Source organism: Achromobacter pestifer (assembly GCF_013267355.1).
Lineage (GTDB): Bacteria > Pseudomonadota > Gammaproteobacteria > Burkholderiales > Burkholderiaceae_B > Achromobacter > Achromobacter pestifer_A.
The window spans coordinates 4,030,946-4,054,973 of the sequence record NZ_CP053985.1; the positions used below are offsets into that span (position 1 = coordinate 4,030,946).

25 protein-coding genes are annotated in these 24,028 nt (G+C 67.4%); 10 read left to right on the plus strand and 15 right to left on the minus strand.

All coding sequences use genetic code 11. The features are described from left to right. Positions 1-42: 42 nt before the first annotated feature. Together FOC84_RS19245 and FOC84_RS19250 are read right to left on the minus strand one after the other, a co-directional pair. On the minus strand, positions 43-1,059 hold the full coding sequence (locus FOC84_RS19245) for an amino acid ABC transporter substrate-binding protein (RefSeq protein WP_173145834.1): 1,017 nt from the start codon (positions 1,057-1,059) through the stop codon (positions 43-45). A 52-nt stretch (positions 1,060-1,111) separates the two neighbouring features. Beyond that, positions 1,112-2,440, minus strand: coding sequence for an aspartate aminotransferase family protein (locus FOC84_RS19250; protein WP_173145835.1), 1,329 nt, complete (start codon positions 2,438-2,440; stop codon positions 1,112-1,114). Positions 2,441-2,589: 149 nt separating this feature from the next. Between FOC84_RS19250 and FOC84_RS19255 the strand changes: the two genes are divergently transcribed. Continuing rightward, positions 2,590-3,489 carry a LysR family transcriptional regulator gene (locus FOC84_RS19255; RefSeq protein WP_173145836.1) on the plus strand — a complete coding sequence of 300 codons (900 nt, stop codon included), beginning with the start codon at positions 2,590-2,592 and terminating at the stop codon, positions 3,487-3,489. On the opposite strand, the gene FOC84_RS19260 is transcribed toward FOC84_RS19255, so the two are convergent. Together FOC84_RS19260 and FOC84_RS19265 are read right to left on the minus strand one after the other, a co-directional pair. After that, a complete protein-coding gene (locus FOC84_RS19260; RefSeq protein ID WP_173145837.1) occupies positions 3,477-4,520 on the minus strand; it encodes a histone deacetylase family protein in 1,044 nt (347 codons plus the stop codon). The two genes, FOC84_RS19255 and FOC84_RS19260, sit on opposite strands and share 13 nt — an antisense overlap. 108 nt (positions 4,521-4,628) lie before the next feature. After that, positions 4,629-5,210 carry an XAC2610-related protein gene (locus FOC84_RS19265; protein WP_173145838.1) on the minus strand — a complete coding sequence of 194 codons (582 nt, stop codon included), beginning with the start codon at positions 5,208-5,210 and terminating at the stop codon, positions 4,629-4,631. 146 nt (positions 5,211-5,356) lie between these two features. Between FOC84_RS19265 and FOC84_RS19270 the strand changes: the two genes are divergently transcribed. Further along, a complete protein-coding gene (locus tag FOC84_RS19270) occupies positions 5,357-5,758 on the plus strand; it encodes a hypothetical protein (RefSeq protein WP_173145839.1) in 402 nt (133 codons plus the stop codon). 6 nt (positions 5,759-5,764) lie between these two features. Here FOC84_RS19270 and FOC84_RS19275 read toward each other — a convergent pair whose 3' ends face one another. The 3 genes from FOC84_RS19275 to FOC84_RS19285 all read right to left on the minus strand — a co-directional run bounded on the left by FOC84_RS19275 (position 5,765) and on the right by FOC84_RS19285 (position 7,816). Further along, positions 5,765-6,385, minus strand: a complete 621-nt coding sequence (locus FOC84_RS19275) for a hypothetical protein (protein ID WP_173145840.1) — start codon at positions 6,383-6,385, stop codon at positions 5,765-5,767. Between the two features lie 54 nt (positions 6,386-6,439). After that, positions 6,440-6,838 (minus strand): hypothetical protein, encoded by a 399-nt coding sequence (locus tag FOC84_RS19280; RefSeq protein ID WP_054451706.1) that lies wholly within the window; start codon positions 6,836-6,838, stop codon positions 6,440-6,442. 84 nt (positions 6,839-6,922) lie between these two features. Further along, entirely contained in the window at positions 6,923-7,816 is an 894-nt protein-coding gene (locus tag FOC84_RS19285) for a LysR family transcriptional regulator (protein ID WP_173145841.1), read from the minus strand. A gap of 106 nt (positions 7,817-7,922) precedes the next feature. Between FOC84_RS19285 and FOC84_RS19290 the strand changes: the two genes are divergently transcribed. Continuing rightward, a complete protein-coding gene (locus tag FOC84_RS19290) occupies positions 7,923-8,921 on the plus strand; it encodes a TerC family protein (protein ID WP_173150266.1) in 999 nt (332 codons plus the stop codon). Between the two features lie 126 nt (positions 8,922-9,047). Continuing rightward, on the plus strand, positions 9,048-9,821 hold the full coding sequence (gene tam, locus FOC84_RS19295) for a trans-aconitate 2-methyltransferase (protein ID WP_173145842.1): 774 nt from the start codon (positions 9,048-9,050) through the stop codon (positions 9,819-9,821). On the opposite strand, the gene FOC84_RS19300 is transcribed toward tam, so the two are convergent. The 3 genes from FOC84_RS19300 to FOC84_RS19310 are packed head-to-tail and all read right to left on the minus strand — an operon-like array spanning position 9,796 to position 13,847. Then, positions 9,796-11,262, minus strand: a complete 1,467-nt coding sequence (locus FOC84_RS19300) for an efflux transporter outer membrane subunit (protein WP_173145843.1) — start codon at positions 11,260-11,262, stop codon at positions 9,796-9,798. The two genes, tam and FOC84_RS19300, sit on opposite strands and share 26 nt — an antisense overlap. Then, on the minus strand, positions 11,259-12,314 hold the full coding sequence (locus FOC84_RS19305) for an HlyD family secretion protein (protein WP_173145844.1): 1,056 nt from the start codon (positions 12,312-12,314) through the stop codon (positions 11,259-11,261). The genes FOC84_RS19300 and FOC84_RS19305 overlap by 4 nt, the downstream gene beginning before the upstream one ends. 15 nt (positions 12,315-12,329) lie before the next feature. Beyond that, on the minus strand, positions 12,330-13,847 hold the full coding sequence (locus FOC84_RS19310; protein WP_173145845.1) for an MFS transporter: 1,518 nt from the start codon (positions 13,845-13,847) through the stop codon (positions 12,330-12,332). Positions 13,848-14,117: 270 nt separating this feature from the next. Here FOC84_RS19310 and FOC84_RS19315 point away from each other — a divergent pair, with 270 nt between their 5' ends. Further along, complete coding sequence (locus FOC84_RS19315) at positions 14,118-14,495, plus strand: DUF4148 domain-containing protein (RefSeq protein WP_173145846.1); 378 nt, start codon at positions 14,118-14,120, stop codon at positions 14,493-14,495. Here the strand turns inward: FOC84_RS19315 and FOC84_RS19320 are convergent. Further along, entirely contained in the window at positions 14,488-15,285 is a 798-nt protein-coding gene (locus tag FOC84_RS19320; RefSeq protein ID WP_173145847.1) for an AraC family transcriptional regulator, read from the minus strand. The genes FOC84_RS19315 and FOC84_RS19320 overlap by 8 nt on opposite strands. Before the next feature lie 82 nt (positions 15,286-15,367). Between FOC84_RS19320 and FOC84_RS19325 the strand changes: the two genes are divergently transcribed. Then, a complete protein-coding gene (locus FOC84_RS19325) occupies positions 15,368-16,654 on the plus strand; it encodes an MFS transporter (RefSeq protein WP_173145848.1) in 1,287 nt (428 codons plus the stop codon). Here FOC84_RS19325 and FOC84_RS19330 read toward each other — a convergent pair. The 3 genes from FOC84_RS19330 to FOC84_RS19340 all read right to left on the minus strand — a co-directional run bounded on the left by FOC84_RS19330 (position 16,578) and on the right by FOC84_RS19340 (position 18,568). Beyond that, positions 16,578-16,907, minus strand: coding sequence for a protealysin inhibitor emfourin (locus tag FOC84_RS19330; protein WP_173145849.1), 330 nt, complete (start codon positions 16,905-16,907; stop codon positions 16,578-16,580). The two genes, FOC84_RS19325 and FOC84_RS19330, sit on opposite strands and share 77 nt — an antisense overlap. After that, positions 16,904-17,968 carry a M4 family metallopeptidase gene (locus tag FOC84_RS19335; protein ID WP_173145850.1) on the minus strand — a complete coding sequence of 355 codons (1,065 nt, stop codon included), beginning with the start codon at positions 17,966-17,968 and terminating at the stop codon, positions 16,904-16,906. The genes FOC84_RS19330 and FOC84_RS19335 overlap by 4 nt, the downstream gene beginning before the upstream one ends. Positions 17,969-18,100: 132 nt before the next feature. Then, positions 18,101-18,568 carry an anti-virulence regulator CigR family protein gene (locus FOC84_RS19340; RefSeq protein WP_173145851.1) on the minus strand — a complete coding sequence of 156 codons (468 nt, stop codon included), beginning with the start codon at positions 18,566-18,568 and terminating at the stop codon, positions 18,101-18,103. Positions 18,569-18,855: 287 nt separating this feature from the next. Between FOC84_RS19340 and FOC84_RS19345 the strand changes: the two genes are divergently transcribed. Continuing rightward, positions 18,856-19,737, plus strand: a complete 882-nt coding sequence (locus FOC84_RS19345) for a prohibitin family protein (RefSeq protein WP_173150268.1) — start codon at positions 18,856-18,858, stop codon at positions 19,735-19,737. On the opposite strand, the gene FOC84_RS19350 is transcribed toward FOC84_RS19345, so the two are convergent. Next, positions 19,730-21,835, minus strand: coding sequence for a PTS sugar transporter subunit IIC/EAL domain-containing protein (locus tag FOC84_RS19350; protein WP_173145852.1), 2,106 nt, complete (start codon positions 21,833-21,835; stop codon positions 19,730-19,732). The genes FOC84_RS19345 and FOC84_RS19350 overlap by 8 nt on opposite strands. A gap of 248 nt (positions 21,836-22,083) precedes the next feature. Between FOC84_RS19350 and FOC84_RS19355 the strand changes: the two genes are divergently transcribed. The 3 genes from FOC84_RS19355 (at position 22,084) to FOC84_RS19365 (ending at position 23,930) form a co-directional block, all read left to right on the plus strand. After that, a complete protein-coding gene (locus FOC84_RS19355; RefSeq protein WP_173145853.1) occupies positions 22,084-22,326 on the plus strand; it encodes a hypothetical protein in 243 nt (80 codons plus the stop codon). A 105-nt stretch (positions 22,327-22,431) separates the two neighbouring features. Then, positions 22,432-22,935, plus strand: coding sequence for an RNA polymerase sigma factor (locus FOC84_RS19360; RefSeq protein ID WP_173145854.1), 504 nt, complete (start codon positions 22,432-22,434; stop codon positions 22,933-22,935). Beyond that, the gene (locus FOC84_RS19365) at positions 22,932-23,930 is read left to right on the plus strand and encodes a FecR family protein (RefSeq protein ID WP_173145855.1); all 999 of its coding nucleotides are present in this window, start codon (positions 22,932-22,934) and stop codon (positions 23,928-23,930) included. The genes FOC84_RS19360 and FOC84_RS19365 overlap by 4 nt, the downstream gene beginning before the upstream one ends. Positions 23,931-24,028: the final 98 nt, after the last annotated feature.

Sequence of the window (24,028 nt, forward strand, 5' to 3'; positions counted from 1 at the left end):
TCCCGCAGGCGTGGCCTTTTTTTGTGTTGCGCAGTGGCAGGGCTAACGCACCGGCCAGCCGTACATCAGGCCGCCATCGCGCCATTGCGCGTTCAATGCACGCGGCAATTTCATCGGGCTGCTCATGCCCAGGTTGCGTTCATAGCTTTCGCCGTAATTGCCCACTTGCTTGACGATGTTGTAGGCCCATTTGTCGTCCACGCCCATGTTGCGCCCCATGCCGGGCGTGACGCCCAGGATGCGCTGCACGTTCGGGCTGTTGGCCTTGAGCTGCGCGTCGACGTTTGACGAGGTGATGCCGAATTCCTCGGCCTCCAGCATCGCGTTCAGCGACCAGCGCACGATGTTGATCCAGTTGTCGTCGCCCTGGCGCACCATGGGCCCGAGCGGGCTTTTGGAGATGTTCTCGTCCAGGATCACATAGCTGTCGGGATTTTCCAGCGTCATGCGCGAGGCGGCCAGCTGCGATTTGTCGGAGGTGAAGGCGTCGCAGCGCCCGGCCGAGAAGGCGCGCACGATCTCGTCGTATTTCTCGATGACCACGGGCTTGAAGCGCAGCGACTGTGAACGGAACCAGTCGGCCAGATCGAGTTCGGTCACGGTTCCAGGCTGCACGCAGATCGTGGCGCCGTCCAGCTCGCGCAGCTTCTTGACGCCCAGTTTGTTCGACACCATCACGCCCTGGCTGTCGTAATAGTTGACCGCCACGCTCAGCAGGCCGAGCGTGGTGTCGCGCGCCATGGTGGGCGTAACGTTGCGGGTCAGCACGTCGACTTCGCCGGATTGCAGCGCGGTGAAGCGAGCCTGCGTCGTGAGCGGCGTCAGGCGGTATTTCGTCGCGTCATTGAACACCGTGGTCGCGATGGCGCGGCACATGTCCACGTCCAGGCCATGCCAGGCGCCTTTGCTGTCGGGGGCCGAGAAGCCCTGTATGCCGGTCGATACGCCGCATTGCAGGTAGCCCCGCTTGCGGACCGTGTCGAGCGTGGGGCCGGCGAGCGCCTGGCTGGATACGGCGGCCAGCGCCAGGGCGCAAAGGGCGAAGGTGCGTCGGTGCATGTCGTTCTCCCGCCGGGCGGGCCGGCGCCGGGTGATTGCGGAAAAGGGGGCTTCAGGCGGCGCGCGCGGCCGGCTTGGCGATTTTGTCGAGGCTCTCCGTCAGGGCCTGATCCAGGATCGCAATGGCGCGGTCGATCTCGGCGTTGCTCACGGTCAAGGGCGGTGCGATGCGCCACACCGAGCCGCGTTCGGGGCGGCGGCGGATGTTCATGGATAGGCCCAGTTCGAAGCAGCGCTGCGTGGTCAGGGCGCCGAGCTGATGGAAGGGTTCGCGGGTGCCGCGGTCGCGCACCAGCTCCACGCCCAGCAGCAGTCCCAGGCCGCGCACGTCGCCGATGGCCTCATGGCGCTGCTGCAGCTCCAGCAGGCCGCGGCGCAGGTAGTCCCCCTGGCTGCGGGCGCGTTCTATCAGGCCTTCGCGCTGGATGGTATCCAGCACGGCCAGGCCCACGGTGGCGGGCAGCGGGTCGGAGACGTGGCTGGTGTAGAAGGTGAAGCCCTTTTCGTGCACGTCCTGCTCGATGGCGGGCGTAGTGATGGCGGCGGCCAGCGGCAGACCGCCGCCCAGCGTCTTGGATACGCTCATGATGTCGGGCGTGATGCCGAAGTACTCGGAGCCGCTGCGGTAGCCGATGCGGCCGAACGCGGTCTGCGCCTCGTCGAAGATCAGCAGCATGCCGCGCGCGTCGGCTGCCTGCCGCAGCGCTTGCATGTAGGACTTGGGCGGCACCAGCACGCCGCCCGCGCTGATGACGGGCTCGACGATGATGGCGGCCGGCCTGCCGGCGGAAGCCATGTCGAACATCTTCAGGCCGATTTCCAGGCAGGCCAGGGCGGACTGCTCGGCGTCCATGCCGGCGATGTAGGGGCGGTAGGCATTGGGCTCCGGCATGACGTACACGCCGGCTGGGGGCACGCCGTAACCCTTGCGGTCACTGGCATAGGACACCGAGCCCGCGCCGCTGGTGACGCCGTGCCATGAGCCGCCGATGGCCAGGATTTCGAAGCCGCTCTTGTGCATCTTGGCCATGCGCAAGGCGATTTCGTTGCTCTCCGAGCCGGTGTTGACGAAGATCGATTTGCTCAGGCCGGCGGGCATCCAGTCGCGCGCGACGGTGGCCGCCAACTGGGCCACGGCCTCCGGAATCATGCCGCTGAAGAAATGAAAGGCGGTTTCGCCCGCCTTGTGCACGGCCTCCACGATGGCCGGATGGTTGTGGCCGATGGTGGCGCACATCTGGCCCGAGGTGAAATCCAGGATTTCGCGCCCGGTGTCGTCGCGCACGATGGCGCCCTTGGCGGACGTGAACAGGTTGGGGAAGGTATCGCCGCCGTAGCGTACGAGGTATTCGCGGGCGGCGGCGCGCAGGGTTTCATCCATGTTTACACTCCGTGGCGTGTGGGCTCCAATGCGGAACCGATGGCCGCAGTGTCCGGCAGGGCGCGGACCTCGTCCAATGCGAACTAAGCATGCGCGGCGATGCGCCGCGCGCATGGCCGATGCGCGTGGCGCATGGCGCAAGGAGCACTATGGATACCCGCTGGTTGCAGGACTTCATCACGCTGTCGGAAGTGCGCAATTTCACGCGCGCCGCCGAGGCGCGCAATCTGTCGCAGGCCGCGTTCAGCCGCCGCATCCAGAGCCTGGAGAACTGGGCGGGCGCGCGCCTGATCGACCGCACGGCGTTTCCCACCCAGCTCACCGAGGCGGGCGAGCGCTTTCGCGGCGCGGCGATGGAACTGATCAACCAGCTGGCCGAAGCGCGCGCCGGCATCGCGGGGGTGCCGGCGCAGAACCAGCTGCGCCTGGCCACGTCCTATGCGCTGGCGACCGCGCACCTGCCGAAGTGGTGGCGGACCTGGAGCGAGGGCAGGCTGCTCAGCTGCAGCCTGCAGACGGGCAACGTCCACGACACCGTGACGGCCTTTACCTCGGGAGCCGCGGATTTCCTGATCTGTTTCCATCAGGTCGCCCAGCCTTTGCCGTTGGACCCCGCGCGCTACGACTGCCTGACGCTAGGCCGTGAGCTGATCAGGCCGTACGCGGCGCGCACGCTGATCGAGCGCACGGGGCTGGACCTGCCCGGCACGGCGGCGAGCCCCGTGCCGCTGTTGATGTACTCGGCCAACGTCTACTTCGCGCGTCTGATCGACGCGGCGATTGACGGGGCCGCCGCGCCGCTGCATGGCGTACGCGTGTTCGAGGCCGAGATGTCGGACGTGCTGGGCGACATGGCGGCCCAGGAACTGGGCGTCGCCTGGCTGGCCGACAGCGCGCTGCAACGGCTGGCGTCCGCGGATCTGGTGCCGCTGGCCAACCGGCTATGGGACATCGAGGTGTCCATCCTGGCGTTCAAGGACCGAGCCGATTCGCGCCCCGCGGTGGACGCGATGTGGCAGCGGATGCGCGTGACCGCTCAGCCTGCGTAGCCTTCCAGCACGTTGGCGACGTTGATGCCCACGTCCGCGACGGCGTAGCCGCCTTCCATCGTGAACACCGTCGGCAGGCCCAGGCCTGCCAGCAGCCGGCCCAGGCGCAGGTAGTCGGCGCTCTTGAGCTGGAACTTGGAGATGGGATCGCCCTCGTAGGTGTCGACACCCAGCGCGATCACCACCGCGTCTGCCTTGAAAGCGCGCACGGCGGCGAGTCCTTGTTCCAGCGCCTGCGTCCAGGCCGCAAAGCCGGTGCCGGCAGGCAGCGGCAGGTTCAGGTTGGCGTCCAGGCCCGCGCCGGCGCCGCGCTCATCGGCGTAGCCCAGGTAGAAGGGGTACTCGGTGGTCGGGTCGCCGTGCACCGACACGGTCAGGACGTCGGCGCGTTCGTAGAAAATGCTCTGCGTGCCGTTGCCGTGGTGGTAGTCCACGTCGACGATGGCGACGCGCTCGGCGCCGGCGTCGCGCAGCGCTTGCGCGGCCAGCGCCGCGTTGTTCAGAAAGCAGTACCCGCCGAAGAAGTCGGCGCCCGCATGGTGGCCGGGCGGGCGCGTGAGCGCCATGGCGACACGAGGGCCGCCCGCCGCGGATACCGCGCGCGCGGCGTCGATGGCGCAGGCGGCGCCTGCAGTGGCGGCTTCCCAGGTGCCGGCAGTCAGCGGGCAACCGCTGTCGAACGAGAACAGGCCGACCCGCGCGGCGAAGTTTGTCGGTTCGATGTCGTGGCGGAATCCGCGCACGGGCCAGACCGAAGGCAGGATGTCCAGTCCGGCGTTGGACGGATCCAGGGCCACCCAGTCGCGCCAGGCGGCTTCCAGGAAATCCACGTAGCGCGGGGTGTGCACGCGCTTGACCAGGTCCAGGTCGGCCGCCGACGGGGTGCGCAGTTCTCCGATGCCGCGCTGGCGCAGCGCTTCCAGCACGAACTCCAGGCGCGCCGGGGTTTCGTGGCAGGGCACCAGCTTGCCGCGGAACATCTCCTGTCGGCCAGCATGCTTTTCATGGACAGGGTTGTGGAAGATCAGCACGGCGGGGGTGTCCTCGGACGTAGAGCCTGGCAGGCGGAAGCGCAACTATAGCGGCCGTGGTGCTTGCGGCGCCATGGCGGGCGGCGGATGCGCGACGCAGGGACGGGTTCAACGGCCAGGCCGCGCCGCGCATTTTCCGCCCTGGGCGCCGGGATGCGGAATCTTGCGCTCCGATTCGCCCTCGCGCCGCGTCCAGGAAATGACGCGCGCCGAGCCGTCCGGGCACACCCGGTACTGCTCGAAGCCATAGGTGTCGGCGCTATAACGACAGGCCACGGAGATGATGGGTTGGGCCGCATCGAACCCGGGATTGACGAAGCCACGGCAGGGGCTGGCCGCCGCATCGGGATGCGGGATCTCCTGGTAGCGCCCGTCCTTGGGGCGGTAGAGGAAGATGCGCGAAATCGCTTGAGTGCTCCCGCCGGTCTGACCGATGACGAAGTCGCGGTAGCCGTCATGGTCCACGTCCACATCCAGGAACTGGTCGACTTCCTCGTCGTCGCCGATGTCCGCGATTGCCTGAGTGGACCCGTCGCCCACGCGCGCGCTCAGGCGCTGCTGCGGCAGTTCGGTAACGGTCACCACCGCGGCCAGGCCGGGCTGGATCGCATAGGGGTAATCGCGTGCGGCGGCGTGGTGGCTCAACGCGGACAGGGCGGCCAGCGCCGCCACGGGCAGGAATGCTCTCATGCGGGCGCCCTCCGCGCCGTCGGTTTGGTGAGGCATTATGCCGCAGCGGCTTGCGGGGAAACCAGGACTTGCTGCCCGACGTCGGGCGGGGGATCCTGGGTAGAATTCCAAGATACGCAAGATTGCAGCGAAGCGCTCTGCCCGCCATGAATTTTCCGTTCCCTATCCGCCAAGAATGCCCGCCGGGCGCCTGCGTGTGCGACCGCGACCGGCTGTTGGCCAATCCGGCCGCGGACGCGCGCGTGCTGCGGCTGACCAAGGAAGAGGAAAAGCGCCTGGTGGCGCGGCTGGAGAACATCACCAGCCTGGAAGACCTGCGCGCCATGCAGGGACGCATCCATGCGCAGCTGGGCATCGTGATCCACATCACGCCGAGCGAAAACGAGGTGCGCACGTCGCGTGGCATCGCGATCCAGCTGGAGGATCAGCTCGGGCTGTGCCGCAAGACCCGCACGGCAATTCCCGCCGCCATCCGCCGCGGCTTCGACAACCGGCCCGAGATCGTCTATGCGCTCTTGAACGAGCGCGACCTGCTTAGCGGCACCTGAGCACGCTCAGGATCTCCTGGCTGCGCCGCAAGGCGCCAGCGGCACGACGTCGGCAGGCGTGCGTCCCGCGTCCGGCCGCGTCGGATCCCGTTTCTTGCCCGGGGTGACGGGGTAGATCAGCAGCACGGCGCTGCCGGCTTCCAGCTTGGGATCCTGCTTGGTGCCATAGGCCACCGTCCAGCCGCGCACGGCCAGCGGCGCCAGGGTGTATTGCAGGGCAGAGCCTGGCGAAACGTGCGCCACCTTGCCGGCGAACAGGTCCTGTTGATGCGTTTCCGCGCCGTTGGCGGTGACATAGGTGGCGATGCTGACCAGCGCGGCGCCATTGCCGGGGCGTCCCAATACCGCGGTCTTGTACTTGCCGGGAGGGATGTCGGTCAGGTTGACGATGAGCGGACCGGCCGCCTGGCCGCTGGAATCCAGGCTGACGCCGTGGACTTCGGCGCGGGCCAGGGGCGCGGTTCCGCTGTTGCGCACGCGCACGCTGTATTCCCCGGAAGTGCCCGTGACCGTGCAGACTTCGACGCCGTAGGCGGCGCGCACGGGATGCGCCTGCGCTGCCGTGGCGGCCATGGCCAGCAGGGCCGCCAGGAACAGCTTGGGGGCAGGGGAATGGACGGTGGGCACGGCACGCTCCTCTTGTAAGGGGCAGCGCGCCGGGTTGCCGCGTTGCCTGCCCTATTACACCACTTGGCGGCCGGGCGCCGCGGCTTGCTCGCGCTTGCCGGCTAGCCAGTGGAGGATCAGCGCCAGCACCAGCAGGCCGACGATGATGAAGCCCCAGAAGATCCAGGCCAGCACCGAGATCAGCGTGCCGAGGCTGCCGGCGAAGGGCAGCATCTGGTTCAGGCCCTGCGCGGCCCAGACCAGGCCTCCTTGCAGCGTCTGCAGCCAGGCGGGGTCGACCCAGGCCGCCGCCCAGGCGGGCGGGACCCATTGCGACGTGTCCAGCGCCGTGCCGGGCACCTGGGTCGTGGCGATGGTCGACAGGACCCAGTTGGTCAGCTGCAGCGTCAGCGCAACCAGCCCGGTCCAGAGTGCTGCAAGCACGGCGAAAGCGAGCCAGATGATCTTTTTCATTGAGGTGGTACTCCGATGTTTCAAAAGAGGGTCCACGATAAAGCGGATTTTATTTCTGAAAAACCAGCGTGGTTGTGACAAACATTAAGAAAAAACCGAAGTTTTTGCCTTGGCGAGCACGATCTGGACCAGCGGATGGTGCTGTCCCCGGCGGTTGCGGATGGCGTGGATTTCCTCGTGCACATCGTCGCAGCGGGCCAGGGGACGCAAGCCCCGCAGCACGCCGATGTCGCCGCCGCCCAGGCGGCTGAGCGGAAACACGCCCAGGCCGCGGGCCGCGAACACCGACATCAGGGCGCTGTCCTCGAATTCTCCCACCACGTTGGGGTAGATGCCTTGCTCGGCGAACCAGCGGTCCAGCGTCTGGCGCAGCACGGAATGGCCGGTGGGCAGCAGCACCGGCAGGCGCTCCAGGCAGCGCGGGAAGTCCAGGGTGTCGGCCTTGCGGACCAGCTTGGCGGGGCCGTACCAGTCCACGGGGGAGGACACCAGACGGTCGCTGGTGAGGCGCAGGTTGGGGTTGGCCGGCGCGCCCTGGCCGGCCAGCACCAGATCCAGGTGATGCTGGGCGAGTTCGCCCAGCAGTTCCTCGACCTCGCCCTCGTGGCAGGTCAGGCGCAGGTCCGGCGTGTGCAGTACCGGGCCCAGCAGGGCCTGGGCGGCCAGTTTGGAAATGCCGTCGGACAGCCCCACGGCCAGGCGCATGACAGGCTTGGTGGCGGCGGCGCGCACCTCCTGGGGCAGCACCTGGCCGATCTGGAAGATCTCTTCGGCCCGGGCGAAGGCGGCTTCGCCCGCGTCGGTCAGCGCTACGCCGCGGCCGGCCGGCTTGAGCAACTGGTGGCCCAGGTTTTTTTCCAGTTCGCGCACTTGCGCGCTGATGGTCTGGATGGCCATGTCCAGCCTTTCGGCGGCGCGGGAAAACCCGCCTTCCTTGGCGACCATCCAGAAGTAGTACAGGTGTCGGTAATTGAGCATGGCAGGAATCACTTCGGTTTTTTCGAACCTTAACTCACTTTCAGGCTGATTTTTACATCAGCCCCAGATCCGGATCATGAGCCCCTTCGAACACAGCGGGAACATCATGGACACCTTGCTCACCTTTCTCTCCGCCGATTTCTTCGGCACACCGGCCTGGAGCTGGCTGCTATTCATCGGCATCGTGGTCGCCTTGCTGGCCTTTGACCTGGGCGTGCTGCACAAGGAAGACCGCGAGATCGGCGTGCGCGAGAGCCTGTTGCTTTCCGCCGGCTACATCAGCGCGGCGCTGCTGTTCGGCGCCTGGGTCTGGTGGCAGATGGGCGCCGCCAGCGGCATGGCCTATTACACGGGCTTCATGATCGAGAAGTCATTGTCGATGGACAACGTCTTCGTGATCGCGCTGATCTTCAGCTTCTTCGCGATTCCGCGCCAGTACCAGCATCGCGTGCTGTTCTGGGGCATCCTCGGCGTGATCGTGCTGCGTGCCATCATGATAGGCCTGGGCGCGGCGCTGGTCAGCAACTTTGGCTGGCTGCTGTATCTGTTCGGCGCCTTCCTGGTGTTCACCGGCATCAAGATGTGGATGATCGCGGACCAGACGCCCGATATCGCGTCCAACCCGATCCTGAAGTTCCTGAAGCGCCGCATGCGCGTCACGGAAGGGCTGCGCGGCAACGCGTTCTGGGTGATGGAGACCGATCCCGCCACGTCGAAGAAGGTGCGCTGGGCCACGCCGCTGCTGTTGGCGCTGGTGCTGATCGAGTTCGTGGACCTGTTGTTCGCGGTGGACTCCGTGCCGGCGATCTTCGCCATCACCACCGACCCGTTCATCGTCTACACCAGCAACATCTTCGCCATCCTGGGCTTGCGTGCGCTGTACTTTGCGCTGGCCGCGATGATCCACCGTTTCCACTACCTGAAGTACGCGCTGGCCCTGGTCCTGGTCTTCATTGGCACCAAGATCTTCCTGGTCGGCTTCATCGGCAAGGTGCCGGCCGCCGTGTCCCTGTCGGTGACCTTCGGCCTGATCGCCGGCGGCGTGCTGTTCTCGCTGTGGAAAACCCGCTCGGACGCCTCCAAGCAGGAACTCGCGGCGGAATAAGCCTCGCGGCCTGAGGCAAGACGCCCGCCATATCCGATGGATATGGCGGGCGCATTTTTTGGGATTTGTCGCGCCAGTGCGGCGGGCGTAGAGTGCTGGACAGTCCAAATGCCGCAAGGAGCCCTCATGACCAGCTGGTCCGCCAAACAGTATTCCGCCTTTGAAAACGAACGCACCCGTCCGGTGCGGGACCTGGTCGCCGCCTTGCCCAATCAGGACGTGAAGCGCGCAGTGGACCTGGGCTGCGGCCCCGGCAACTCCACCGAGGTGCTCGCCAGCCGTTACCCCGGCGCCGAGGTCAGCGGCATGGACAGCTCGGAGGACATGCTCCAGTCGGCCAGGAAACGCTTGCCGGGGCTGCAATTCGAACTTGCCGATATCGCCACCTGGGACCCGGCCGGGACCTACGACGTGATCCTGGCGAACGCCGCGCTGCAATGGGTGCCGGACCACGCGACGCTCTATCCCCGCCTGGTCGGCAAGCTGGCCCCGGGCGGCTGCCTGGCGGTGCAGACGCCGGACAACCTGGAAGAGCCGGCCCATCGCCTGGCGCGCCAGGTCGCCGGCGAAACGCCCTGGGCCGCGGCCATCGGCGGTTTCAAGCATCCGCCGCGGCACAGCGCTGCCTGGTACTACGAACTGCTCAAGCCGCATTGCGGTCTGCTGGACGTGTGGCGCACGACCTACCACCATCCGTTGGCGGGCGCGGCGGCGGTCGTGGAGTGGTTCAAGGGCACGGCGCTGCGGCCCTATCTGGACCGGCTGGACGCCGCCGGGCAGGCCAGTTTCCTGGCCCGCTACCAATCGCTGATCGAAGAGGCCTATCCGGCGCTGGCCGACGGCACCGTGCTGCTGCCGTTCCCGCGGCTGTTCATCATTGCGGGGCCGCAGCAGGGCTGAGACCCGCGGCAGGCGGTTCCCAGCCGCCGCCCAGCGAGCGGTACAGATCCACCAGCACCAGCGACACCGTGGCCTGGGTCGTCACGCGGGCCTGGTCGCTGGCCAGTACCGCGTTCTGCGCGCTGAGCACGTTCACGAAGTCCGACGCGCCTGCGGCGTATTGCCGCTGCGCGTTGAGCAGCGCCTGGCGGGCGCTCTCCGAGGCGCGTTCCAGACTGGCGCGGGTCAGTTGCTGCGCCTGATAGGCGGTCATGGCGTTGTCGACTTCATGCCAGGCATTCAGCACGGTTTTTTGGTACAGCAGCGCCGCTTCCTGAGCCTGCGATTCACGCAGCCGCAGACGGCCTCGCAGACGGCCGCCTTGGAAGATGGGAATCTGCAATGCGGGGCCGACGCCGAAGATGCCGGCATTGTCGGTGTCCAGATCCCGTAGCTGCAAAGCCTGCAACCCGAGATTGCCGGACAGCGTGATGCGCGGATAGAAATCGCCCTCCGCCATGCCGATGGCAGCGACGGCCGCGTGCAGATTGGCCTGCGCGCGCCGGATGTCGGGCCTGCGCTCGGCCAGCTCGCTCGGCAGCCCGACGGGGACTTGCAGCGGACCGCCCGGTATCGGGCCCACAGCTGCCAGACGCTGTTGCAGCGCGCCGGGCGGCTGCTCCAGCAGCAGCGCCAGCGCGTTCATCAACTGCTCGATGCGCAGCGCGAGCGGCGGCACGCCAGCCTCGATGGAGGCGGCCTGCGCGTCGGCTTGCGAAACGTCCAGTTCGGTGGCGACGCCTTCGCGTTGGCGCAGGCGGGTCAGCGCCAGGTTGCGTTCGGCATTGGCAAGCGTTTGGCGCAGCACGTCCAGCTGGTTCTGCGCGCCGCGCAGCAGGATGTAGTTGCGCGCCGTTTCGGCGCGGATGGCCAAGACCACGCCGCGCTGGGCCTCCAGCGCCGCCTGGGATTGGGCGCCGGCCTGTTCGACTTCGCGCCGCACTCGGCCCCACAGGTCCAGTTCCCAGCTGGCGTCCACGCTCGCTTGCCACAGGTTGAATGAGGACTTGCCGCCGCGTCCCGAAGGGTCCGCCAGGCCGGCTTCGCTGTTCTGGCCGCGCTTGTAGCTTGCGCCCGCGCCGATCCCGGGCAGGCCGTCGGCTTCAGCCACGCGCAGGGCCGAGCGGCTTTGCAGCAGGCGTTCGTGGGCGATGCGTATGTCCAGGTTGGCCGCGGTCGCTTCGGCGATCAGGGCGCTCAGGGTGGGATCGCCGAAGCTGTCCCACCAGGACGTGTTCACGTCTTGCGGGACAGGGACGCTGCCTGCGGCGGAGGCGTCGGGCATCCGCCATTGCGGGGGTAATTGCGCCTGGGGAGCCTGGAAGTCGGGACCCACGGCGCAGCCCGTCAATGCGGAAAGCGTGCCGGCCAGCGCGGCGTTGATCAAGCGGCGCGGGGTCATTGGGCAGACTCCTCGGCCGCGGCCCCGGTATCGACCACGGCTTCGACGGACATGCCGGCGCGCAGCGGCGGCGCGCCTTCGGCGGGCGCATCCAGCACGATCTTGACGGGCAGGCGCTGCGCCACCTTGGTGAAGTTGCCCGTGGCATTGCTCGGGACGACCGGCGAAAAGCTCAGGCCGGTGGCCGGCGCGATGCTTTGGACGCGGCCGCGCAGAGGCGTATCCGGATAGGCGTCGACCGTGATGGTCGCGGGCTGGCCCGGACGCATGCGGGTCAACTGCTTTTCACGGAAGTTCGCCACCACATAGGCTTGCTGCAGCGGCACCACCGCCAGGATGGGCGTGCCCGGGCTGACGTAGGCGCCCACGCGCAGCGAGCGCCGACCGACGATGCCGTCTATCGGGGAGACGACCTGGGTGTGCGACAGATTGAGTTCGGCGCGGTCCTTCAGCGCCTGCGCGCGCAGCAGCCCGGCCTGTGCGGCCTCGCGGTTGGCTTCGAGCACTTCGCGCTGCTTGCGCGCCGCCTGCAGGGTAGCCGCGTGCTCGGCCTGATGCGCCTGCGCCATCTCCAGCCGGCTGCGGGCCTGTTCATAGGCCTGTTGGGTGCCCGCGCCCTCGCTGGCCAGCCTGCGATGGCGCTGCGCTTCGCTTTCGGCATAGCGGATGTCCGCCAGGTCGGCGCGCGTGACGGCCTGGGCCTGGTCGATCACGGCCTGCTGGCGTTCCAGCGTTGCGGCCGCGTCCGACAGGCGCGCGGCGGCGACTGCGAGTTCGGCGCTGGCGGCCGCCAGCGCGGCCTGGTGGTCGCGGTCATCGATGCGGGCGAGCAGTTGCCCTTGTTTGACCGCCTGGTTGTCTTCGACCAGCACGGCGTCGATGAAGCCCGATACCTGCGGCGCGACGATGGTGTGATCGGCGACGACGGTGGCGTCGTCGGTGGATTCGGCGGCGCCCGTGGCGGACCACGACCAGCCGGCATAGGCCAGGAGGACCAGGGCGCCCAGTGCGCCGGCGCGGGGAAGCGGAGAACGTAAGAGAGAGAAAGGCATGATATGGACTCGATTTCAGGCCGCGGCGCGCGGAGGGTAGATCCGGGTCGCGACGAAGGGGATCAGCAGGATGAGGAGCACGGCCACGCCGGCCATGCACAGATAGAGATCGGCGGAGGTCAGCACGGCGGCCTGCTCCTGGATGCGGCGGGACAGCGCCGCCGCGCTTTCGCCGGCCGTGTTCAGCGGAAAATTGCCTAACTGGTCGGCCAGCATGCTGGAGTGGTAATTGCGGCGCGACGTGGTCAGCGCGTCCAGCAGGCCGGTGGCGGCCACCGCGGCAAAGCCCTTGATGGTGTTGAACCACGACGACGCCCAGGGGCCGTCCTGCGGCGCGAGGCCGCCGGTGGCCAGCATCAGCAGCGGGATGACGGCCATGGGCTGGGCGAAGATCTGCACGGCTTCGAGCAGGTAGAACTGCTCGCGCGACCAGACGGGCGTCAGTTGCGACCCGAGCAGGCAGGACAGGGCCAGCAATCCCAGGCCCGTGGCCAGCACCCAGCGGCAGTCAACTTGGCGCAGGTTGCACAGCGCGGCCACCAGCGGCAGCGCGATCAGCTGCGGCAGGCCCATGGTCAGCAGCACCGGCGCCGTTTCCAGCGGGCGATAGCCGCGCAACTGGGCAAGGAAGCTCGACGGGATCAGGATCACGCCCAGCAGCACGATCAGCACGCCGCCCAGCGTCAGCAAGGCATGGCTCAGGTTGCGGTGGCGCAAGAGCTGGATTTTGAAGAACGGCAAGGGATGGGACCATTCGTTGATCATGAACAGCACCATCAGCACGCCGCCGCCGCCCAGCAGCACGGAAATCAGCGGCGAGTTGAGCCAATCCAGCCGGTCGCCCTGCAACAGGCCAATGACCAGCATGGACAGCGCCGGAGCGCCCAGCAGCAGGCCGCGCCAGTCGAACAGGCGCAGGCGGTCGAGCTTGAGCGGGTCCTGGGGCAGGCCGCGCCAGACGGCCCAGACGGCGAGCGCCGCGGGACCGACGATCAGCCAGAAGGCCCAGCGCCAGCCCAGCACCTCGGTGCAGAAGGCGGCCAGCGGTATGCCCAGGCTGGGCGCGAAGGTGGCAGTGAGGGCGTATCCGCCCAGTCCGTAGAGCTTGATGCCCGGCGGCAGGAAGCGCAGCGCCACCGTCATGAGCATGGGCGGCAGTGCGCCGCCCGCGAGGCCCTGCAGGGTGCGCAGGAGCAGCAGCACGGGGAGGTTGGGGGCAAACGGGCAGAGCGCGCCGAACAGCGCGAAAGCGGCCAGCGCCGTGACCGTGAAGCGGCGCAATGAAAACGTGACCGAGCACCAGGGCGCGAACGCCATGGCGCATACCGAGGCGGCGGCATAGACGGCCACGAACCAGGTGCCCTGGTCATAGCTGATGCCGAGCGCGCCGCGGATGTCCGGCAGCGCCATCTTGGTCACGTTTTCGTTGAGCCCGGCGAGGATCACCGCCAGCAGCACGCCTAGCAATCCGGTCAGGATGCGCCAGCCGAAGGCCGCCGCGGCGGGCGGGGCGGGGGGAGCAGCGGCCGTCATGATCGCGGGCCGCTCCTGCCCGGGGATGAGGAAGACAACATGGAATAGCGTCCTTGGATAACAGGAGCTATTCAGTCTAGGTAGATGCGGGGACCGGAAAAACCATTCCTGGATCAACCCACCCTTGCGCGGGACGCAAGGGTGCGCTTGGCGCGGCGCCAGCAGGCGGCGAGGCTTGCGCGGCAGGCAACCTTGGATTGCGCCGCGCGGGATTTATCCCGGCGGGCCGGCGAACGAATAATGCAGCACTCGTTAACCGCAGAGGATTTCATGAATACATTCCGACTTTCCGTCCTGGCGCTGAGCATGGCGCTCGCTGGCGCCGCCGCGCATGCCGAAGGCAAGACGCGTGAACAGGTGCGCGCCGAATTGATGGAAGCCAAGGCTGCCGGCCTGGTGACCTACGGCGAACAGCAATACCCGGTGGATCTGCCTAATGTCAGCAGCAAGACCCGCCAGCAAGTGCGCGAAGAACTCGACGCCGCGCGCGCGGCCGGCCTGGTCACGTACGGTGAACAGGATTACCCGCCCGCGCTGCCGTCGCAATCGGACCAGACCCGGGACCAGACGGTCGCGGAACTGCGCGAGGCGCGCCTGCGCGGCCAGATGAAGTCGGGCGAGCTGGACTACCCGCCCGCCGTCAATTGATGCCGTCGGCCTTGTCCGCGAAGTAGCGGGCGGGCGTCTTGCCCAGCGTTTTGCGGAACATGGTGATGAAGGCGCTGACGGATTCGTAGCCCAGGTCTTCCGCCGTGCGCTGCACCGAGACGCCCGCGGACAGGCGCTGCAAGGCCTGGATGATGTGCATCTGCTGGCGCCAGCGGCCAAAGCTCATGCCGAGCTCCTGCTGCACCAGCCGCGCCAGCGTGCGCTCGCTCATGGCGACGCGCCTGCCCCATTGCGCCACCGTGCTGCGGTCGGCGGGATCATCGTGCAGGGCGTCGGCGATCTCGCGCAGGCGCGGGTGTTGCGAGATGGGCAGATGCAGCTGCTCGGCCGGCATGCGCGCCAGTTGCTCGACCAGCACCTCGGCCAGCTTGCGGTGGGGGGCTGTCGCCGTTTCTTCCGGGACCAGGTCCGCCAGGTAGGCGACCAGTTCACGCACCAGCGGCGAGATGGCCAGCGTGCAGCATTGTCCGGGCAGACCGGCAGCGTCGGGCGGCACGAACAGAAAGCACACTCGGCCGTTCTGCGTGACGCGGTTGCTGTGCGGCACGCCGCCGGGAATCCAGACGCCGCATTGCGGCGGCACCATCCACAAGCCTTGCGGCACCGAGCAGGTCACGCCGCCTTGCAAGGACAGGACCAGTTGGCCCATTGCGTGCCGGTGCGGCGGAGATTCCTGGTCGTTCTCGTCCGCGTGCACGCGCATCGCATAGGTCCATTGCGAGTCGATGTCGGGATTGAAAAACGGGGCGGGGTCGTCCAGGCGGTGCATCGGATATCGCTTTGGCTGAATCTAGGGATAAGTTGTCATTATCTCGAAATTCGGCGTGAACGGCGATGCGTAAGCTGGCTGCATGAATTCGCATCCTCTCTCTTCCAAGCGTCCCGCCGGCAATCCCGTGTTGCTCATTGCGGGCATCCTCTGCATGGCCATGGCGCTGCGCGCGCCGATTACCGGCGTGCCGCCGCTGACAGGCATGCTCCGCGAGCAATTGGGGCTGAGCGCCACGGCTGCGGGCATGCTGATCACCTTGCCCTTGCTGGCCTTTGCCGTGGTGTCGCTGTTCGCCGCGGGCCTGGCCCGCCGCCACGGCCTGGAACGCAGCTTGTTTGCCGCCATGCTGCTGGTCGCGGCAGGCATCCTCGTGCGCACGCTGGGCCCGGCCTGGAGCCTGTTCCTGGGCACCGCGGTCATCGGCGCCGGCATCGCCATCGGCAATGTGCTGCTGCCCAGCCTCTTGAAACGCGATTTTCCGCAGCAGGTCGCGGGCCTGACGTCTGCCTACGTGCTGACCATGAGCCTGGCCGCGGGCCTGGCGTCCGCCGTCGCCATCCCGCTGGCGGACCTGTCGGACGCGACCTGGCGCTTCTCCACGGGCTGCCTGCTGGTGGTGCCCGTGCTCAGCGCCTTGCTGTGGCTGCCGCAGCTGGCCAATCACACCGCGCCCGCGGCATCCACGGCGCACGCGCCGCATGGCCCTCGTCTGTGGCATTCGGCGCTGGCGTGGCAGGTGACGCTGTTCCTGGGCATCAATTCCTTCGTGTTCTATGTGGGCGTGAGCTGGCTGCCGGCCATCCTGCGCGATGCCGGCTATACGGCCGAACGGGCCGGCGCGTTGCATGGCCTGCTGCAGCTCATGTCGGCGGTCCCGGCGCTGTTCCTGGCTCCGGTGGTGGGGCGCTTGAAGGACCAGCGCGGCGCTGCGTTCTGCTCGGCCGTGGCCTCGTTCGCCGCGTTCGTCGGCTTGATCGCCGCGCCCGGTTGGGCGACGCTGTGGATCGTGTTGATGGGCCTGGGCACGGGCGGGGGCATCATCCTGGGCCTTGCATTCGTCGGCTTGCGCGCCAGCCATGCACAGCAGGCGGCGGCGCTGTCGGGCATGGCGCAATGCGTAGGCTACCTGTTCGCCGCCAGCGGTCCTGCGCTGGCGGGGACGCTGCATGACGCGCAGGGCGACTGGAACGTGGCGCTGGGCCTGTGCGCGGCCTTGTGCCTGGCAATGGCGGCCATCGGCCTTTACGCGGGCCGCGCCATCCAGATCGGGCAATACCGCGATGCCGCGCTCAAGCCTGTCCGGCCCGGCTTTTCCACAAGCGCACCAGCGGCTCGGGCGCGTCGGTCTCCGGCACGTCGAAGCTGATGTCCGCGGCGTCGTCGCCTTCGTACACGACCTCCACGTGGAAGTAGCGCTGGTCGCCGCCGCCTGCGGCGCAACGCGGAACGGCGACAGGCGCGGAACGTTGCAGGGCGTCGCACACTTCCTGTCTTACATCGGGCGGGCAGGTGACGAGGTCTATGCTGCGCGGTTGCGCCAGCGCGGGCACGTACGCCAGCCCGCCTTCGCGCGTCAGGCGCACCAGCAGGGCAAGGTCCAGGGGAGGCAGTTCGATCATGTCTGGACTCCCACGCCGGCCCATGCCCGGGCGACGGCGTCGCGCACGGTGGCGTCGTGGCGCTCCGCCGCCACGGCCAGCGTCAGCTTCGCGAACTGCGCGAAGTCGGCGTCGTGGCGCAGGCGCTTGTCGCAGAGCGTGTCGTACCAGACGCGGCCGGCGCCGGCCCATGCGGGGCCGGCCAGCGCGGTGGCCGCCAGATGGAAGGCGCGGTTGGGGATGCCGGAGTTGATGTGCACGCCGCCGTTGTCGTTCGGCGTATCCACGTAATCGCGCATGTGGGCGGGCTGCGGGTCCTTGCCCAGCAGGGGATCGTCGTAGGCGCTGCCAGGCTCCGCCATGGAGCGCAGCGCGCGGGCGCGGATCTTGGGCTTGAACAGCCCGGCGCCCACCAGCCAATCGGCCTGGCGCGCGTCCTGGCCCAGCGTGTGCTGCTTGACCAGCGCGCCGAACACGTCGCACAGGGATTCGTTCAAGGCGCCGGACTGGCCCTGGTAAAGCAGGGCGGCTTCGGCGTCGATCACGCCGTGCGTGAGCTCGTGGCCGATGATGTCCACCGCCACCGTGAAGCGGTTGAAGACTTCGCCATCGCCATCGCCGAACACCATCTGCGCGCCGTTCCAGAAAGCGTTGTCGTAGTCTTCGCCGTAATGCACGCTGCCGATCAGCGGCAGCCCCTGGCCGTCGATGGAATGGCGCTGGTAGACCTCCCAGAACAGCTTGTAGGTCGAGCCCAGGTGTTCATAGGCTTCGTCCACCGCCACGTCGCCGCTGGCGCGGGCGCCTTCGGCGCGCACCAGCTTGCCGGGCAGGGTGGTGGTGTTGGCGGCGTCGTGCACGGCGCGCTGGGGCGTGCCGGCGGGCGCCGCTTTCTTGGGGCGGGCGGGCTTGGCGCGCGGGGGCTGCACCGCCATCTCGCGCAGGCTGCGCTGCTGTTGGTCGATGATCAGCGTCTTGACCGCGGGCATGCTGACCCGCGCGTCGGCGTGCTGCGCCAGCCGATCCAGCATGTAGGGGGGGATCACGCCAATCAACGGCGCGGACTCGGAAGGACGTGGCATGCGCGGTCTCCGTCGTGGGCGCCGGGCCAGGGCCGCGGCGCGAGGCGATTCAACGGTAGCAGATAGACCCGCCGCGGGGACGTAACAGTGTGCGGCCTGATGCTAGGAACTATGGACGCCGCGCATGGCCGTCTAGTTGAACACGCCCGTGAGCACGTCGGCCACGACGGCGGTGGCGATGGCGACGAGGATCAGGTCGCTGCCCGCGACGCGCCATTCGTAGCCGGGATGGACCGGCAGTCGCGCCAGCATCGGGCCAGGCACCATCTTCTTGGCGATGCCCGGAGGCAGGGGCTTGCCGCGCGCCAGATTCTTGCGTATGCCCGGCGGCAGCGAGCCATAGCCGGTTGCGCCCGCCTGCACGGCGTAGCCGCGCGCGGTGGACACGGTGATGCCCGCGGTGCTGAGCGTGACGCTGACGCCGCCGTCTTGGCTCTGCTGGCCTTTGTTCTTGCCATTGCCGTTACCGTTACCGTTGCCGTTGCCTTGGCCGGCGTGGTCCGGCTTGCCTTTGCCCTCGGGCGGCGCGGCTTGCGCCGGCGCGCCGAGCGCGGCGGCACAGGCAAGGATGGCAATGATCATCGAGGGTTTGCGGCGCATGGTTGCGGCTCCTGCAGGGTAGAGGCGCCTAGCGTAGCGCCGTCGTTGGACCCGCGCCACTGCCGCTTGCCGATGCCGTCGCAACAATCGCCACAATTCGTTTGACTTCCACTCGCGATAGAATCCCCTGCTTATTTTCCGGGGGAACGCACGATGAGGTATTTCCTGATCTTGGTTGGGGCGGCCGTGGTCGCCTATTTGCTGGCGCGCGGCATCGCCGCCGTGCTCTCGGACCGTAAACGTTCAAAATCAGAAAGGGATTCGAAGTGAAGCCGACAGATATCCAGATGGTCAAGACGATTGGTGCTGTAAAGCCGCGTGGTTTCAAGATCGCGGTAATCACGGCGGTGTTGTTTTTGCTGATCCTGTTCCTGGCTTTCGATTCCTGGTTCCAGGTCGATCAGGGCGAGCGCGGCGTGGTCCTGCGCAACGGCAAGCTGGTGCGCGTGTCGGAGCCGGGCCTTGATTTCAAGACCCCGTTCATCGACAACGTCATGACGGTGTCGGTGCGCGACCACACGTTCGTGTTTGAAAAGCTGGAAGCCTACAGCTATGACCAGCAGCCGGCGACGCTGCGCGTGTCGGTGACCTACCGCGTGCCGCCCGAGCACGTGGCCGAGCTGTACTCGGAGTACGGCACCATCAGCAACCTGCAGATGCGCGTGCTTGAGCGCAAGACGCCGGATTCGGTGAAGAACGTGTTCGGCCAGTACACCGCGGTGCGCGCCATCCAGGAACGCCAGAAGCTGGGCCAGGACGTGAACACGGCCGTGCTCAAGACAATGGAAGGCGCGCCGGTGCAGGTGGTGGGCGTGCAGATCGAGGAAGTTGGGTTCTCGCAGGCCTACGAACACTCGATCGAACAACGCATGCTGGCGCAGGTGCAGATCGAGACGACCCGCCAACAAAAGGAAACGGCGATGATCACCGCCGAAATCCAGGTGGTCAAGGCCAAGGCGGAAGCCGATGCGCGCCGCCAGCAGTTCACCGCCGAGGCCGACGGCATCCGCATGCGCGGCGACGCTGAAGCGGCCGCGATCCGCGCCAAGGCCGAGGCCCTGGCCGCCAACACCAATCTGGTGAGCCTGAACGCGGTGGAAAAGTGGGATGGCGTGCTGCCGGCCACGCAGGTGCCGGGCTCGGCCCTGCCGTTCATCGGCATCAAGTAGGCGACGCGGGCGAGGGCTGCGCACGCACCGGCGGCGCAGCCTGCCGGCCGCGCGCATAGTCCACGAGGCTGTCGCCCGACAAGGCCTTGCTGTAGTACCACCCCTGCACGATGATCTCGGCGGGGGATTCCAGCGCCATCAACTGCTGGTCCGTTTCCACGCCCTCCACCACGATCTGCAGGTTCAGCGCTTCGCAAAAGCGCAGCAGGCCGTTCAAGACCAGCACGCCTCTGTCGCTGTCTTGCGCCACGACGAAGCTGCGGTCGATCTTGACCGCGTCGATCTCGAACTGGTGCAGATAGCTCAGGGCTGAATAGCCGGTGCCGAAATCGTCGATGTAGACCCGTGCGCCTATGGCATGCAGGCGGTCGAAGGCGGTGTGCAGCGCCTGGGTGTCCTCCACCAGCGCGTCTTCGGTCAACTCGACCGAGATCTGCCCGCCGGCCTGCGCCAGCACCTTGATCAGTTTCTCCAGGTAGTCGCCGGAGGTCAGGGTGCCGGCCGTGACGTTGATGGTCATCGGCAAGGCGAAGTCGCGTTTGCGCCATTGCAGGCATTGCTGCACGGCCTGCCTGGCCACCCACAGATCCACCTCCCGCATCAGGTCGGCCTGCGCCAGCCAGCGCAGGAATTCCAACGGAGTCTGCCGCGCGCCGTCCGGCCCGGTGGCGCGCAGCAGGGCTTCGCAGCCGGTGCACAGGCCGCTGCGCAATGACACCTGCGGCTGGAATTCCAGGTGGAAATCGTATTGGCTGATGGCGCGGATGCGGGTGTTTTCGGCATTGCGGCGTGCGCGGTCGGCGTAGGTCTGCACCACCGGGTCATGCGCGTACAGCAGCGATTCTTCCTGCAGGCGGGTGAAGGTGGTGTCCAACGATTTGAAGTAGACGGTGGAGCTTTCCTCGCGCTGGCGCTCCAGCGCGACGACATAGGGCGCGTACAGGCAAGCGCCTATGGCCACCAGCGCGAGCTGCAGCGCCACGCCGCCCAGATTGCCGCCGGCGGCGATGTAGGCGTTGAACAGCACCGGCGAGGTCAGGGGCAGGGTCGCCGCCGCGGAGGGCAGCCAGCCCAGCTGCACGACGGCCAGGGCCAGGATGACGTTGATCACCGGCGCCAGGATGAACGGCACCAGCAGGCGCGGATTCAGTATCAGGGGCAGCCCGAAGAGCAGGATTTCGTTCACGTTCAGGAGCGCGACCGGCAGGCTTGCGAGCGCCAGCAGGCGCAGCGATTCACTGCGCGCGAACACCAGCATGGCCGCGACCAGCGACAGCGTCGCGCCCGATCCGCCGATGAAGACGAAGGCGCCCAGCAGCGTGCTGTTCAAGGCATACATGCCTTCGTAGCCGGCGGACTGGCTGGCGGAGTTCAGCATGGCCGCCTGGTCCATCACGCTCATCAGGGGGGCGAGCGCATGGTAGCCGTGTATGCCGAAGAACCACAGCAGGGAGTTCAATCCCGCCATCAGCGCGCCCGAGGTGAAAGGGCTGTCCAGCGACGCCAGGCTCAAGGGAATATTGAATTGCGCCACGGCTGGAATCTGCAGCACCGCGGACAGCGCAAGCACCACCAGGCCGGCCGTCAGCAGTCCCGGGACGACCATGTTCAGTGTGTCGCGGATGTTTTCGCTGATGACCCCGTCAGGCGCCAGCTGCGTCCAGCGGCGGCGGTGCAGCCAGGCCATCAACGGCACCGTCAGCAAGGGCGAGACGATGGCGATGAACAGCACCAGGGTGGCTGCGGCCTGCGGATAGGGCGCCAGCAGGCCTTCGGCGATCATCACGTAGGACAGGCACAGGAACGCGGTGGGCAGATGCGGCACGCGATGGCGGAACGACAGCATGTAGCCGATGGAGGTGCCGGCCAGGATGGGCATGAGGCTCGTCAGCTTGTCGTGGACGGCGGTCAGCAGTTCCACGACCGTGGCGGGCAGGCCCAGTTGGCGGGCGATGACGGTCAGCACCAGGAACAGCGCCGTGACCAGCAGGCAGGGCAGGGTCCAGAGCAGGCCCTCGCGTATGGCGCGCAGGGCGCTTGCGCCCGCCAGCGCAGCCAGCCGATCTTTTGGATAACGCATCAGGGCCAGTTTCGGCATGGCGGTTCGCCCAAGAGTCCGTGCAAGCGAAGATCCCCGCTCCCGTGTTTGTAAGAATATTTTTGCTACATCCTAGCCCCGCTTTTCCAGGTTTAGCAATCGACGCCTATCAGAATGTCAGGGATTCCCCTCTATCAAGAATTGCAAAGCGGGCGCAAGGTGGCAGCACGGGCACGCAGGACCGCTATACGATCAAGAGTCGTTCGCCCGACGCGCGGGACTACAAGCTTCAGAATGAGGAGACGTGGATGTCTCAGTTGGATTGGACGTCCGGCGATACCACGCCGGATCGGCAGGGATACTACGAAACGCGGTACGACACCGGATGCACCGCCATCACGCTGTACAGCGTGCTGGGTTGGATGCCGGTAAAAACGCCCGGCAACATGGTGAGCTGGCGCCCCTTGCCGCCCGCCGTCGAAAGGCAGGAGGCCGAGCGCCACATACAGGAACTGCGAGAGGCGCAAAGCCACGTTCCCATGGACTACTGACGGGGCGTGTGAAAGGACCTGATCAAGAACGATGGCGGATAGTTGCGATAATGAGAATTATTTGTAAAATTCGCGGCGTCGCCACCTCCGTTGTCCGATCGGTCCATGTCCCGCTCCTCTCCGCCCCGTTCCGGCTGGCTCGCCTACTACGACGAGCTGGTGGGGGTATGGAGCCGCAGAGTCGGCAATCGGCATGACGCGGAGGATGCGGCGCACGATGCCATCGAATGCCTGCTGAAGGCGGACGCCAGCGTCGCGTTGAAGGCGCGCAGCTACCTGTTCCAGGCTGCCGGACATCGCTTGATCGATCGCTGGCGCCGCCAGGAGCGGACCGAGCATGTGCCGCTGGACCTCTTGGACGAGGCTGACCAGCCCGCCTGGACTGACCCCGAGGCGCCAGTGCGCGCATCGCGCCTGGCTGATGATCTGGCGCAAGTCCTGGCAGAATTGCCGCCCAAGTGCCGCGAGGCCTTTGTCCTGAACCGCATCGAAGGCTGGACGCAGGCCGAGGTGGCGCAGCATATGGGCCTGTCCAAGAACATGATCGAACGCTACGTCATGCGGGCAATCGAATTCGTCCGCGACCGCATGCGTGAACACTATCCATGACGATGCCTTCCACCAATGACCGCGACGAGCAGCGCGCGCCCGATACTGCGGCGCAGTGGTTCGCGCGTTGGCATTCGGGCGAGCTGACGCGCCGCCAGCGGCGCGAGTTTGGCCGCTGGCGGCGTGACCATCCCGAGGCCGCGCGCGAATTCGACCGCCTGCAGCAACTGGGAAAGGCCGCCGCCGGAATATCCCGCGATCAAGTCCGGGTCTTGCTGGGCGGAGAGATCCCGGCCCGGCCCCGGCCGCAACGGCAGCGCCGCCTCGCGCTGCGCCTTGCCGCGGGCGGTGCGGCATTGGGCGCGGCGGCAATGGTGGCGTGGTGGAACCTGCCGGCGGAGATCCCGGGCTACTCCGCGACGCTTGGGGCGGAGCGCGGCGAACGCCGGCAAGTGACGTTGCCCGATGGTTCCGTGCTGGAACTCAATGGCGCGACGCGCGCCGACGTGCGTTTGTACGCCGGACGCAGGGAAGTGGCGCTGGACAGTGGCGAGATCCTGTTTACCGTCAGCGCCGATGCGGCGCGGCCATTCATCGTGCGCGCCGGCAGCGGCGTGGTGCGCGTGACCGGCACGGTCTTCGATGTGCGGCGCGACGAAGATCAGGTCGCCGTGCTGGTGGCGTCCGGCACGGTGGAGGTGTCGGGCGGCCACTGGTGGAACATGGGTCATGCCGTGCTGCGCGGGGGCGACGGCATCCGCGTGCCAGGCAGCGGCGCGATCGGGGTGTCCGCGCCCGCCGATGTCCAGAGCGCGATCGCGTGGCGGGAAGGGCGGGTGGTGTTCAAGAACGCGCCGCTGGCCGAGGTGGTACGGGATATGAACCGCTACTTGTCCGTGCCGTTGCGGCTGGCGGACGACAAGGTGGGGCGCTTGCGGGTATCGGCGTCATTCAGCCTGGATCGGCCCGAAGCCCTGGTAGACGCCTTGCCGGCGGTCGCGCCGGTGCGCCTGACGCCGCGCCCTGACGGCGCTCTCGAAATCAGCGCAAAGTAGCTTCATCGAGGCACGGTTACAAAATAAATGAGAATGGGATTCAGGTTTATCTTGAGCTGATTCGTTCTACGAAGGAAGGCGGCAGCCGCCGCGTTTCC

Bases quoted from the DNA above. Each gene is read 5' to 3' on its own strand.
- FOC84_RS19310 (WP_173145845.1), bottom strand. From the start codon at position 13,847: ATGACGGCCGCTGCTCCCCCCGCCCCGCCCGCCGCGGCGGCCTTCGGC.
- FOC84_RS19335 (WP_173145850.1), bottom strand. From the start codon at position 17,968: ATGCCACGTCCTTCCGAGTCCGCGCCGTTGATTGGCGTGATCCCCCCC.
- FOC84_RS19355 (WP_173145853.1), top strand. From the start codon at position 22,084: ATGTCTCAGTTGGATTGGACGTCCGGCGATACCACGCCGGATCGGCAG.
- FOC84_RS19345 (WP_173150268.1), top strand. From the start codon at position 18,856: ATGGTCAAGACGATTGGTGCTGTAAAGCCGCGTGGTTTCAAGATCGCG.
- FOC84_RS19270 (WP_173145839.1), top strand. From the start codon at position 5,357: ATGAATTTTCCGTTCCCTATCCGCCAAGAATGCCCGCCGGGCGCCTGC.
- tam (WP_173145842.1), top strand. From the start codon at position 9,048: ATGACCAGCTGGTCCGCCAAACAGTATTCCGCCTTTGAAAACGAACGC.
- FOC84_RS19340 (WP_173145851.1), bottom strand. From the start codon at position 18,568: ATGCGCCGCAAACCCTCGATGATCATTGCCATCCTTGCCTGTGCCGCC.
- FOC84_RS19330 (WP_173145849.1), bottom strand. From the start codon at position 16,907: ATGATCGAACTGCCTCCCCTGGACCTTGCCCTGCTGGTGCGCCTGACG.
- FOC84_RS19250 (WP_173145835.1), bottom strand. From the start codon at position 2,440: ATGGATGAAACCCTGCGCGCCGCCGCCCGCGAATACCTCGTACGCTAC.
- FOC84_RS19360 (WP_173145854.1), top strand. From the start codon at position 22,432: ATGTCCCGCTCCTCTCCGCCCCGTTCCGGCTGGCTCGCCTACTACGAC.
- FOC84_RS19300 (WP_173145843.1), bottom strand. From the start codon at position 11,262: ATGACCCCGCGCCGCTTGATCAACGCCGCGCTGGCCGGCACGCTTTCC.
- FOC84_RS19265 (WP_173145838.1), bottom strand. From the start codon at position 5,210: ATGAGAGCATTCCTGCCCGTGGCGGCGCTGGCCGCCCTGTCCGCGTTG.
- FOC84_RS19290 (WP_173150266.1), top strand. From the start codon at position 7,923: ATGGACACCTTGCTCACCTTTCTCTCCGCCGATTTCTTCGGCACACCG.
- FOC84_RS19285 (WP_173145841.1), bottom strand. From the start codon at position 7,816: ATGCTCAATTACCGACACCTGTACTACTTCTGGATGGTCGCCAAGGAA.
- FOC84_RS19305 (WP_173145844.1), bottom strand. From the start codon at position 12,314: ATGCCTTTCTCTCTCTTACGTTCTCCGCTTCCCCGCGCCGGCGCACTG.
- FOC84_RS19325 (WP_173145848.1), top strand. From the start codon at position 15,368: ATGAATTCGCATCCTCTCTCTTCCAAGCGTCCCGCCGGCAATCCCGTG.
- FOC84_RS19255 (WP_173145836.1), top strand. From the start codon at position 2,590: ATGGATACCCGCTGGTTGCAGGACTTCATCACGCTGTCGGAAGTGCGC.
- FOC84_RS19315 (WP_173145846.1), top strand. From the start codon at position 14,118: ATGAATACATTCCGACTTTCCGTCCTGGCGCTGAGCATGGCGCTCGCT.
- FOC84_RS19350 (WP_173145852.1), bottom strand. From the start codon at position 21,835: ATGCCGAAACTGGCCCTGATGCGTTATCCAAAAGATCGGCTGGCTGCG.
- FOC84_RS19320 (WP_173145847.1), bottom strand. From the start codon at position 15,285: ATGCACCGCCTGGACGACCCCGCCCCGTTTTTCAATCCCGACATCGAC.
- FOC84_RS19365 (WP_173145855.1), top strand. From the start codon at position 22,932: ATGACGATGCCTTCCACCAATGACCGCGACGAGCAGCGCGCGCCCGAT.
- FOC84_RS19245 (WP_173145834.1), bottom strand. From the start codon at position 1,059: ATGCACCGACGCACCTTCGCCCTTTGCGCCCTGGCGCTGGCCGCCGTA.
- FOC84_RS19280 (WP_054451706.1), bottom strand. From the start codon at position 6,838: ATGAAAAAGATCATCTGGCTCGCTTTCGCCGTGCTTGCAGCACTCTGG.